General features: G+C 38.2%; 9 protein-coding genes. 6 read left to right on the top strand and 3 right to left on the bottom strand.

What is annotated here, in order from left to right; translation table 11 throughout:
* Positions 1-21 precede the first annotated feature (21 nt).
* Positions 22-363, bottom strand: a complete 342-nt coding sequence (locus EG346_RS18815; protein ID WP_123880757.1) for a winged helix-turn-helix transcriptional regulator — start codon at positions 361-363, stop codon at positions 22-24.
* Positions 364-484: 121 nt separating this feature from the next.
* On the opposite strand from EG346_RS18815, the gene EG346_RS18810 reads away from it, so the two are divergent.
* Complete coding sequence (locus tag EG346_RS18810) at positions 485-1,072, top strand: isochorismatase family protein (protein ID WP_123880755.1); 588 nt, start codon at positions 485-487, stop codon at positions 1,070-1,072.
* A 299-nt stretch (positions 1,073-1,371) separates the two neighbouring features.
* Here EG346_RS18810 and EG346_RS18805 read toward each other — a convergent pair whose 3' ends face one another.
* Positions 1,372-2,577, bottom strand: a complete 1,206-nt coding sequence (locus EG346_RS18805; RefSeq protein ID WP_073334554.1) for a CynX/NimT family MFS transporter — start codon at positions 2,575-2,577, stop codon at positions 1,372-1,374.
* A 72-nt stretch (positions 2,578-2,649) separates the two neighbouring features.
* Here EG346_RS18805 and EG346_RS18800 point away from each other — a divergent pair, with 72 nt between their 5' ends.
* Positions 2,650-3,432 carry a helix-turn-helix domain-containing protein gene (locus EG346_RS18800; protein ID WP_123880753.1) on the top strand — a complete coding sequence of 261 codons (783 nt, stop codon included), beginning with the start codon at positions 2,650-2,652 and terminating at the stop codon, positions 3,430-3,432.
* Between the two features lie 566 nt (positions 3,433-3,998).
* On the opposite strand, the gene EG346_RS18795 is transcribed toward EG346_RS18800, so the two are convergent.
* The gene (locus EG346_RS18795) at positions 3,999-4,610 is read right to left on the bottom strand and encodes a Crp/Fnr family transcriptional regulator (RefSeq protein ID WP_123880751.1); all 612 of its coding nucleotides are present in this window, start codon (positions 4,608-4,610) and stop codon (positions 3,999-4,001) included.
* Between the two features lie 409 nt (positions 4,611-5,019).
* Between EG346_RS18795 and EG346_RS18790 the strand changes: the two genes are divergently transcribed.
* The 4 genes from EG346_RS18790 (at position 5,020) to EG346_RS18775 (ending at position 11,870) form a co-directional block, all read left to right on the top strand.
* Positions 5,020-5,628, top strand: a complete 609-nt coding sequence (locus EG346_RS18790) for a hypothetical protein (RefSeq protein WP_123880749.1) — start codon at positions 5,020-5,022, stop codon at positions 5,626-5,628.
* 298 nt (positions 5,629-5,926) lie between these two features.
* Complete coding sequence (locus tag EG346_RS18785; RefSeq protein ID WP_073334551.1) at positions 5,927-6,289, top strand: hypothetical protein; 363 nt, start codon at positions 5,927-5,929, stop codon at positions 6,287-6,289.
* Between the two features lie 84 nt (positions 6,290-6,373).
* Positions 6,374-10,711: a CusA/CzcA family heavy metal efflux RND transporter gene (locus EG346_RS18780; RefSeq protein WP_123880747.1), complete on the top strand. Its 4,338-nt coding sequence runs from the start codon at positions 6,374-6,376 to the stop codon at positions 10,709-10,711.
* A 7-nt stretch (positions 10,712-10,718) separates the two neighbouring features.
* Positions 10,719-11,870 carry an efflux RND transporter periplasmic adaptor subunit gene (locus EG346_RS18775; RefSeq protein WP_123880745.1) on the top strand — a complete coding sequence of 384 codons (1,152 nt, stop codon included), beginning with the start codon at positions 10,719-10,721 and terminating at the stop codon, positions 11,868-11,870.
* The last annotated feature ends 137 nt before the right edge of the window (positions 11,871-12,007 follow it).

Below are 12,007 nucleotides of genomic sequence, written 5' to 3'. Positions count from 1 at the left end.
TCCTATTTTTGATGATCAATACTATTTACCTACAACTTCATTTCGGAAATGAATGCCCCAGTTTAATAGCTCATCTAACAATTTAGTTGTTGACAAGCCCAATGGAGTTAAAGAATATTCTACTGTTAAAGGCTTAGTATCAAATAATGTTCTTGTAATGATTTTATTCGTTTCCAATGATTTCAATTCCTGCGACAACATTTTATGAGAAATATCAGCGATATCCCGATGAATTTCACCAAATCTTTTTTTTCCATAGGTAAGCGAAATAATAATTGGAATACGCCATTTACCCTGAATAACTTCCAAAGCATCTCTGGATGCCATTAACTTAAACTGACAAAGTGGCTCTTTATTTTCCATATGTGTATGATTTTCAGTTCACTTACTTGAACGTAACTACTTACCTGTAGGTAACAACGGTAGTATAGAAAGTAAATGTAATTATTTTTGCATCATTATTAACAGCAAAAGATTAAAAAAAATGGAACAATTTACCCCACAAAATTCGGCAATCCTATTAGTTGACCATCAAACATCTACAATGGATTGGATTTACAGTCAGGATAAAAAAAATGTAGAAAATAATTTACGTATGCTTGCGAGAGTCGGAGCAGAAGTAAATGTCCCTTTACTGATTACCACTACTATGGAAGAGCAAATTGGTCTGACTTGGGATGGCATTCAGAAAACAGCCCCAAAACAATTTGATAACAGAATTAAAAGAGGGGGAACATTGAACTGCTTTATCGACCCTGATTTTAAAACTGCTGTAAAAAATCTTAACAGAAAAAACCTGGTTATTTGTGGTCTTACAACAGATATATGCCTTTTGCATACTGTTACGTCTGCCATTGAATTAGGTTATAATGTAATTGTAGTAGCCGACGCAAGCGGAAGTATGAGCCAACTGGCTGATGAAACTTCATTCGATTATTTCAGACAAATCGGCGCAAAGGTTTTATCAGCAAATGCAACGGTTACAGAATTATTCCAAGATTTTAGCACATCAGATGGACAAAAGGTAATGCAAATCAACTTAGAGGAAGTCGTTTCTAAATTAGGAAAATAAAAGATACCAGTCCTTAATTTCAAAACAGTCTTGCTAATAAAGCAAGACTGTTTTGATGTAAAAATTAAAATGATTCAAATAAAAAGATCACAATACTTAATACCACCATTTTTAATGGCAGATTTATAGTGAAAAATCTACTGCATACGTATGTTTAAATGCAGTAGCAAATTATTTACATTGATTTTATTTGAATTAAAATGTCGCATCTGAAGATCGTAAAGTTAGTTTGGACCTACACGAAAGATTTGAAATAATGATCTTTATTTCAGCTGTTATAAAATTCTTGAATACCTCTGTCAATCTTCAACATATTGATTTCTTGCGGCCTTCATTCCGAAATAAAACATCACAAGGACAGCAAAACTTAAAAAATAGAAAGAACTCTTCCATGAAATATCCCAGTCATGAAGTTTTCCAAATACCGGAGGTCCAAATGCTGCAATCAGGTAGCCTACAGATTGGGCCATTCCCGATATTTTTACTGCATTGGCGCTGTTTTTTGTCTTTGTTGAAAAGAACAGAATCGATAAACTGAAAGACAGGCCATTGGAGATCCCGATAATCATAGCATTAGCATAGATCCATTGAGACTGCAGCCATGCAAACATCATTGTGCTTACAAACATTAGCGTACAGATAAAAACAATCAGAATCCGCTGGTTTTTCATTTTTCCGGCAATAATAGGTGCACAAAAAGTAACAGGAATCATGGTAATCTGAATCACGAACAGTACCCATCCCGTACTTTCACCCTGCATTTTATAATCCGTCAGGAACGAAGGAAGCCAGGCCATAATGCAATAATAAAACAGCGACTGTAAGCCCATAAAAATACTGATGTTCCATGCCTGAGCAGATTTAAACATATTAAAATCAGAACGGCTTACTGTCGCCTTTGCCTGATCCGGATTTCTTTTATTGAAAATTAATTCAAGAATCAAAACGAATAATCCCAGAGCAGCAATCACAAGCCAGATTCCCAGTGAACCACGCCATCCGAAACCCGTCCATTCGCCTATTTTTACACTGAAACCTGATGCCAGTGCCGCAGTAAGATTCATGGAAACGGCAAAAATCCCGGTCATCAGACCAATCTGTTTTGGGAAATTATTCTTGATATAGCCCGGAGTCACCACATTTCCTATACAAATACCCAGTCCTATGAACACAGACCCCGCAAAAAGCATCCATAGAGATCCTGTAATTCGTAAAAACAGACCAAAACTCAAAATTATAAGAGAATACATCAGAAATCTGCTGATACTGAATTGATGTGAAAATCTGCTGACCAAAACCGAACAGGTGGCAAACATAAAGAGGGGAATAGAAGTAAGCAGGCTCACCTGAAAACTATCCAGTTTCAGAGCATTCCGTATATCTGTCAAAACAGGAGATACAGAAATAATAGGAGATCTGAGATTACTGGAAACCAGGATTACAACCAGTACATTAATCAGCATCAGAACGTAAGAAGCATTTTTTCTTGTTTCATTCTTCGTCATACAATAAACATTTATTGCAAAATTAATTCAGTTGATTTGTTTAATTTTGCCATAGTTTTAACCTAAAACGACATGAATCCACACAATACAATAGCCATTGAAGAATTGGGTAAACCTTATTTTGTATGGTTTGAAGAAAACTGGCGACATGATGATATCCTTCATACCCATGAAAAAGGTCAATTGGTATATGTAGAAAGCGGATTCCAGTACATCACCGTGGATGGGAAGATTTATCTGCTTCCACAAAACCATGCAGCCTGGATTCCTCCCGGATCTCTGCATAAAACCAATTCACATTCTGAGAAGATCAAACTGATGATCATGTTTGCTGATGTAGAAAAAAACAGTGTTTTTCATCATGAGATCAATATTTTTTCAGTTCCTCCTGTTTTAAAAGAAATGATAAAATATTCAGAGAGATGGTCAAAAAGCACAGTAAATGATCCGGATGAGATGATATTTTTACAGGCCCTTTTTAATGAGCTGCCACGTTTTGTGGAACATTCACTGAAATTGCACATCAGCCTTCCGGAAGATAAACGATTGTCGAAACCAATTGAATACCTTCACAAATATTACCAGGAAGATATCAGGATAGAAGATATCAGTGAAATCTCCCTGCTTTCCCTGCGAACACTGGAACGTATCTTTAAAAAAGAAACCGGAATGACATTGAGTAAGTATCAGCAGATTCTGAGAATTATCAAAAGTCTTGAATTGTTGAGCTCGGGCGACCTTACAATTTCGGAAACTGCGTACAAAGTAGGGTACAGGAGTGTGCAGGCTTTTACAAGAAGTTTCCAGTCTGTGATGCAGTCTAAGCCTACAGATTTTGTGAAAACAACACAGTAAGATGATTAGTGTAATTTTTAATATTCTGGAATTTAAATAAGCATTTGCATTCATTTTATTTTAAACCATTGTTGACCACGCTCCTGTCAATATATCTCCGTAAGAAGCTTCTATTGCAGGATATACTTCTTTTGCTTTAAAAAGTGGACCTTCAACGATGTTGATTTTGAATTTTGACATGGTAACTCGTACCCTGCAACTGTAATTTTACTTACCCATGAAATAAACATTTACGCCTGCACATAATAAAAAAGGTCCCCTGAATCAGGAGACCTTAAAAAAACACAAATGATGAAAAAAAATTATTTCGAAGCACAAATATAAACAAAATTTCCATTATGAAAACCACAATAATGGCATAAATATTAAAAAATTATGAATTTCATTTAAAAATAAGGACTGCTGCTAATGCTCTTTTTCTTTTAGTTTTTTGCAATCCTTTTTGCACTGGATAAAAAAGATCCAGTCTAATAAAGGAGCTTACCCAATAAGTGTTACTGATACCCTAGATCAGAGGAATGATAGGCAGGGTTGGAATGTAGAAAATAACCTTTCTAAAATAATGATCAATAAAATATTTTACCGTTTTGTATCCTCACTGTTTTTTCCTTCTCCATTTTTTTGACCACCCGGATCACCGTTTCTACACATAAACCGGTAAGAGAGGCCAGCTGTTGCCGCGTAAACGGAAATTGGTAAGAATATTTGCTGGTGTATTGATTATAGGATTTCAGACTTTCCATTACCCGTTTTACTTTGGTTCCTGGGTCCGGTGCTGAAATATTATTCATCATCACATGCCTGTAATACATTCTTTCTGCCGTATATCTGTAGAGTTTTGCCATAAGATCGGGGGAACTGCCTATAAGCGACAGAAATTTACTTTTTTCCAGCCTGATGATCTCACAGCCAGTCATAGCCACGGCATTCACTGGGTAGGCTTTATCAATAAACAGAGCACTCTCCACAAGGCAATGCCCGTCAAAAGGAACACTGTGAATGATTTCCCGTCCATCTTCATGGTAGTTGTTGATCTTGACGGTTCCCGTTTTGATCTGAAAATAATATTTGGGCATATCTCCCTCTTTAAAAACAACATCATTGACCGCATAATTCATCAGGTCGGCTCCTGAGGAAAGTAAAAGTTCTTCATCGATTATCATAGCAATATCTGGCATACAGAGTCTGGAATTGGATTTTTAAAATCAATTTCACTTTACAGTTTGTAATTTTATCATCCAAAAATAAATATTAGTTCATATAAATTCAATATAATATTTAAAATTTAACATATTGATAACAAAATTACCACAACATGACTCCAGTCATAAAATACATCATCCCTTATTTTTTACTTTTGATGACGAACATTAAGCACTCCATATATCTCAATACATTACATTTTAACATCAGGCCTCTCTATTGAGAGGTTTTTTTATTTAAGAAACTTTTTTAAACGCTAAGATTTTATTGCATTAGTTTGCGAAAATATTTGTTTTTAGAAGTAAGCAGATAAAAATTTTATGTTGTGATTCTGCTCATCAATAAATCCTAATCGTTTTCATACCTTAGTCCAAATTCAAGATAATGAAACCAAAGCAGATCAAAGGAGTGCCGGAACAGCAGTCCGGTGGATTTCACGATACAGAAAGTCAAAAGCAGTTTGACCCTGCACTTATTGCGCTAAAATTTGAACTCCTGAAAGACAGGTTTTTCGATGTTAACAGATGGGAAAGCTACTGTGGGAAAGGATTTGCCGCATTTAAGCTTTATGATTCTTCAGGGAATGAGGCCCAAAGAATGCCGCAGATAGGCGATTGTATGAGGATTGATATTCCCGGTCCGGGAGAAAAAGAAGCAAGAGGTTATGATTGGGTAGAAATTACGGATATGTGCTTTGAGGAGGACAACAGCACAGAAAGTATTGTCATGACCTGCCGTCCTTTAAGAGACCCTAAAAACTCTAAAAAAGACCATATTGCTCATTTTTACAGCAGTAAATCAACATCTACGTTTATCATTTCCAGAACACCCACTCATTTAAAAGCAGCAGTTTACGGAAGAAATGAATGTCCAAATTTCAATGCTGGATTTGCAGATATTGTCAGAAACCTTATGGTAGCTACGGGCGGAATCATGGGGATTTCCAAGATCCAGTGGAAAAGACTTTCAGACGGCTTTCTGGATTTTGAATAAAGAATAAACCTGCCTTTTTTCAGACTTTTCTTTACCATACGATGTTATTATTCCAGTAAAAACCAGAGAAAATAAGAAGGTGTAAAGAAAAATTTCCGTAGAAACACTTTAAATGTGATAGCTTATATTCTGGGAACTGATGAAATAAGGTCACTGATCTCTAATTATTTACACGATATTTCCTTTTTTAGAATGAATACTATGAATGGGAAAGACTTCTGATACAGGGAAAATTTCTTATAAAATTAATATGAAGATTCATTTTTAGGAAAAATTTAAGCCCTATATTTGCACCGCAATGTTAAAATGGCTTTCCATAGTATGTTCGATGATGTATGTGCTTGCTACCACCAATACGGCGGAAGTGCTAAAAGTGCCCTTATTTGTGGAACATCTTATGGAATATGAAGGAAACTTCGCAGAGTTTGTGATGGAACACTATGACAACCATAAAGAAGACTCAGATTGGGCTACAGACCAGAAACTTCCGTTCATTAATCCACCCATTGTGCTGATGGTCACTGCCCAGCTTCCTGAAATCACTTTCCATATAGAAAAACCTGAAGAATTCAGGATACCTCAGAAAAACAGTACTTATCAGGAAAAAAACTTTCCAAGTCTTTATCTTTCCCGTATTTTCCAGCCCCCTCGATTCTCATAATTGATTTTAAATTGAAAATTAATGCTTTAGGTTTTTTCCTTGAAGCAGTCAATTTCTTGTTACTTATCAATTAATAATTTTTCCATGTTAAATAAAATTATTGAGTTTTCTGTAAAGAATAAACTCATCATTGCCCTTTTTACTCTGGGGCTCATCCTTCTTGGTATCTATGAAACCACCAAACTTCCTATTGATGCCCAGCCGGATATTACCAACAATCAGGTTCAGATCATTACTACTGCGCCTTCCTATGGAGCCGCAGATATCGAGCGTCTTGTTACTTTTCCGATAGAACAGGCCACAAGCAACATCAGCGGAATTACTGAACTCCGTAGTTTTTCACGTTTTGGATTATCACTGGTAACCGTCGTTTTCGACGATAAAACAGATGTCTACTGGGCTCGTCAGCAGGTTCAGGAACGTCTTCAGCTGGTTCAGGAGAATATTCCTGACGGAATTGGAACACCGGAACTGGGACCGATTTCCTCAGGACTCGGAGAGATCTTTCAATATGTTGTAAGAGCTAAAAAAGGCTACGAAAATGTCTATGACGAAACCGAACTCAGAACTATTCAGGACTGGGTGATCAGACGTCAGCTTTTGGGAACAAAAGGCGTAGCAGATGTCAGCAGTTTCGGTGGTAAGCTGAAACAATACGAAATTGCCATTAATCCCAATAAATTAAAGGCTTTTAACATTAATATCAACGATGTTTTTGCCGCATTGGAAAAGAACAACCAGAATACCGGCGGTGCCTATATTGAGAAAAAAGAAACCGTTCTTTTTATCCGTAGTGAAGGCCTTTTAGGAAGTGCCGAAGACATCGGGAATATTCAGGTGGCGGATACCAGAGACGGAATTCCTGTTCTTATCAAAGATGTAGCTTCTGTAAAAATAGGCTTTGCTACACGATACGGAGCTATGACCTATAACGACACCGGAGAAGTATCAGGCGCTATCGTTTTGATGCTAAAAGGTGAAAATGCCAATGAGGTCATCGGCAATATTAAGCAAAGGCTTGAAAAGATCCAGGAATCCTTACCCGAAGGTGTTGTGGTGGAACCTTTCCTGGATCGTGCTAAGATGGTTAATAATACGATCAGTACAGTGAAAACCAACCTTATGGAAGGAGCTCTGATAGTTGTTTTCATTCTTGTTCTATTTTTGGGAAATTTCAGAGCAGGATTATTAGTGGCGTCAGTTATTCCTTTAGCCATGCTTTTTGCCATCATCATGATGAACATTTTTGGAGTGGGTGGAAATTTAATGAGTTTAGGAGCATTGGATTTCGGATTGATTGTAGACGGAGCCGTCATTATCGTTGAAGCTGTTCTCCATCAGCTGGCGCATAAAAAACATTTCGGAAAAGACAATATGCTCACCCAAAAAGAAATGGACGAGCAGGTTTCCGGTTCTGCATCAAAAATGGTGAACAGTGCCGTGTTCGGACAGATCATTATCCTTATTGTTTACCTTCCTATTTTTACGCTGCAGGGCATTGAAGGGAAAATGTTTAAGCCAATGGCACAAACCGTTGCTTTTGCTTTGGTAGGAGCATTTTTACTTTCACTGACTTATATCCCCATGATGAGCTCGCTTGTTTTAAGCAGAAAGAAAAAAGAAAAAGACAATATTTCAGACAGAGTGATGGCTAAAGTGGAAACTGGTCATCAGAAACTCCTGATGAAAGCTCTTAAATTCAGAAAAACGATCCTTCTTATCGTGATGGCCCTTTTTTCAGGAGCACTGGTGATTCTTTCAAGAATGGGCGGAGAGTTTATTCCATCTCTGGAAGAAGGTGATTTCGCTGTTGAAATGCGTATTCTGCAGGGAAGTAATATCAACGAGACCAAAAAGGTAACCAGCCAGGCTGCAGGAATTCTTCTGAAACAATTTCCGGAAGTAGAAAAAGTGGTGACGAAGATCGGAAGTGCAGAAATTCCAACAGAGCCTATGCCAATGGATGCCGGAGATATGATCATTGTTTTAAAACCTAAAAAAGAGTGGACATCCGCCACCTCATTCCCGGAACTTTCAGCAAAAATGAGCGAATCACTTAAGGTAATTCCGGGATTGACCACCGGATTCCAGTTTCCTGTACAAATGCGTTTTAATGAGCTGATGACAGGAGCCAGACAGGATGTCGTCTGTAAAATTTACGGTGAAAATCTGGACAGTCTTGCCTTATATGCAAAAAAACTCGGCGGGATCATCAATACGGTGAAAGGAGCTCAGGATTTATACCTGGAACCTGTTGTAGGAGCTCCTCAGGTTGTTATCGGTTATAACCGTGCAGAACTTTCACGCCATCGTATTTCTGTTGCAGAAATCAACAGGGTGATCAATATGGCTTTTGCAGGACAGACTGCAGGCGCCTTGTATGAAGGTGAGAGGAAGTTTGATATTGTGGTCCGGATGGATAACGAGCATAAAAAAGATATGACCAGTATCCAAAACCTGCTCGTTCCTACAACTTCAGGAGAGCAGATCCCATTATCTCAATTAGCCAGAGTAGAATTGAAAGACAGCCCGAATCAGATTCAAAGGGAAGATACCAAAAGAAGAATTGTCGTGGGATTCAACGTACGGGGAAGAGATGTGCAGAGTATTGTGGAAGAGCTTCAGAAGAAAGCAGACAAAGAACTGAAACTGTCTTCTGGTTACACCATTTCTTATGGCGGTGCTTTTGAAAACTTAAACGAAGCCAAAGCCAGACTGGGAATTGCCGTTCCGATTTCATTGGTGATGATTTTCTTACTGCTGTTTTTTGCCTTCGGTTCTGTAAAACACAGTCTGATCATTTATACAGCGATTCCTTTATCGGCTATTGGTGGCGTGTATTTTATGGCTTTAAGAGGAATGCCTTTCAGCATCAGTGCAGGGGTTGGATTTATTGCCCTTTTCGGAGTTGCGGTACTTAACGGAATTGTTCTGATATCCGAGTTTAACCGATTAAAAAAGAACGGAATCACCAATACCAGCAGAATTGTACTGATGGGAACCAGAATCAGACTTCGCCCTGTTTTAATGACGGCTTTTGTGGCCTCTTTAGGTTTCCTTCCGATGGCACTGAGCAGCGGTGCAGGAGCGGAGGTACAACGGCCTTTGGCGACCGTCGTGATCGGAGGATTGATGCTGGCAACATTGCTTACCCTATTTGTCCTTCCTATTCTTTATGTCTTATTTGAACGTATTAATAAAAAGAAAATGAAATTCTCTAAAAGAAACAATTATAAAAAACTGTCTGTGTTAGCATTATTGCTTTCGGTAGCAGGAGTCAGCGCACAGGAAAACATTACCTATGAACAGGCTTTGGAAAAGGCGTATCAGCAAAACGGAACACTTAAAAATTCAAAGCTGATCTCAGATTATCAGGAAAAACTTAAAGGAAGCTATCTGGATATTCCACAACTGGAAGTAGCAGGTGCTATCGGACAGATTCAGGGACAGGAAACCGACAATTCGTTTTCCGTATCCCAAAGGTTCAGTTTTCCAACGGTGTATTCAAAAAGAAAACAGATGCTGGATGCTTCATGGACAGCAAGTGTGATCAATCAAAATCTGACCAAAGCTCAGCTTAGAAAGGAAGTTTCAGATGTTTTTTACAGGATATTAATCCTTCAGGAAAAGAAAAAAGTGCTGGAATACATCAGCCGCCTGTACCGGAATTTTGCAGACAAAGCCAGTTTAAGATTAAAGAAAGGGGAAGCCAATATCTTAGAGGAATCTACCGGGTCCATCCAAAAAGAGCAGGCAGATCTGCAGCTTAATACCCTTGAAAATGATCTGAACGTGGCGAAATTGCAGCTTCAGTTATTGCTTCAGTCTGAAAAGCCGTACCAGCCTGTGGCTGATCAGTCGATCATGAATATCAGCCTTCAGCTCTCTGAAGAATTGATCAATCAGCATCCTGAACTTCAATATCTGCAGCAACAGATCAAAATAAATGAGGCCGAAGTACAGCTCGAAAAAAGTAAACTTCTTCCGGAACTTCTTGTGGGCTACACGAATCAAAGCATGAAGAACATTAATAATAACCGTTTTAATTCTGTTCAGGTCGGTGTAGGAATTCCATTGTTTACCAAAGGCCAGCGGGCATTGGCCAAAGCTGCACAGGCTAAAATTGCCGTTTCCGAAAACGAATATCAACGCAAAGAAATTGAGCTTAAAAACAGAATAGCACAGCAGGTAAGTAATTACATGAATCAAAAGAAGATCATTGAAAATTATGAACAGAAGCAGCTTCCTAAGTCAGAAACCATCTTAGCCGCTGCACAAAAGCAGATGGACGCCGGAGAAATCGATTATATGACCTGGGTTTTACTGGTCAATCAGGCTGTAAAAACAAAAGCCGATTACATTGATCACCTGGAAAAACTTAATCAGATTGCAGCAGAATTCAATTACTTAATTTCAAAATAACAGCGGAATGTCATTCAAAAAAATATCTATATACAGCCTCAGTTTAGCCATTGTCCTTTCTTCTTGTTCAGGAAAAAAAGAAGAGGAAAAAACAGTTTACGAGAACAAAAAATTCGTAAAAAATAAAGAAAATACCGTCCGGCTTTCAGAAAAGCAAGTGCAAACCGTAGGAGTGACCACGACCATTATTCAAAGCAGAACGATGGAAAAACTGGTACGACTGAACGGAAAGGCAGAGATTGCACCCTCTCATATAAGCTCTGTTTCCAGTATTATGGGCGGACATATCAAGTCCATTAATGTCATTAGCGGAAGCCATTTCAAAAAAGGACAGATTCTTGCTGTGGTGGAAGATCCGCAGTTTATACAGCTTCAGCAGGATTATCTGGTGACAAAGGCACAACTCGAATCTGCCAGACTGAATCTTAACCGTCAGAAAGACCTTAATATCAGCAAAGCAAGCAGTGATAAGACTTTGCAGACCGCTCAGGCTGATTATTCAACGCTTCATGCCACTTTAAAAGGTTTGGAGGAGAAACTGAGAATCATAGGGATCAATGCAAAAGGACTGAGCTCAGGAAACATCAGAAGCAGGATCAATATTGTTGCGCCATTCAGTGGATTTGTAAGTAAGATCATGGTTAATAGTGGTCAATATATCAATCCCTCAGATACGGTATTTGAACTGATCGATCCTGCCGGATTGTTGCTTGAACTGAAAGTATTTGAAAACGATATCAATGATATCAAAACAGGACAGGGTATTATGGTGTACAGTAATGAAAACCCTGATCTTAAATTGAATGCAAAAATCGTGAGTGTAGTTCCCAGCATTGAAAACGGAGGTGCTGCTATGGCAGTGGCCAAACTGTCTTCGCCACATTCTGAATTTGTGAAAGGAATGTACATCAATGCAGAAGTAAGCATCAGCGGAAGAAATACATTGGGGCTTCCGAATGAATCCGTCGTTTCTTTTGAAAATAAAAACTATGTTTTTGAAGACCTTGGAAAAGCCAGTTATAAAATGATCCCTGTCAATGTGGGAATTTCAGATGATCAGTTTACGGAAATCCTTAAAGCCGAGTTTCTTAAGGATAAAAAAATCGTACAAAAAGGGGCGTACAGTCTGTTGATGATGCTTAAAAATAAAGCGGAATAAATATTCCAACCTGCAAAATAATCTGCGCTATCTCTTTAATCTGTGGAACTTAAAATAAATTCGGGATTGTTTTCCTGAAAAACGCCCACAGGTTAAACAGATGGCGCATATTGTATAAAAACATTCATTTCATCAGA

The organism is Chryseobacterium carnipullorum, assembly GCF_003815695.1.
Lineage (GTDB): Bacteria > Bacteroidota > Bacteroidia > Flavobacteriales > Weeksellaceae > Chryseobacterium > Chryseobacterium carnipullorum.
The sequence above is the reverse complement of the archived record's forward strand: the minus strand, read 5'-3'. Positions and strand labels throughout refer to the sequence as shown.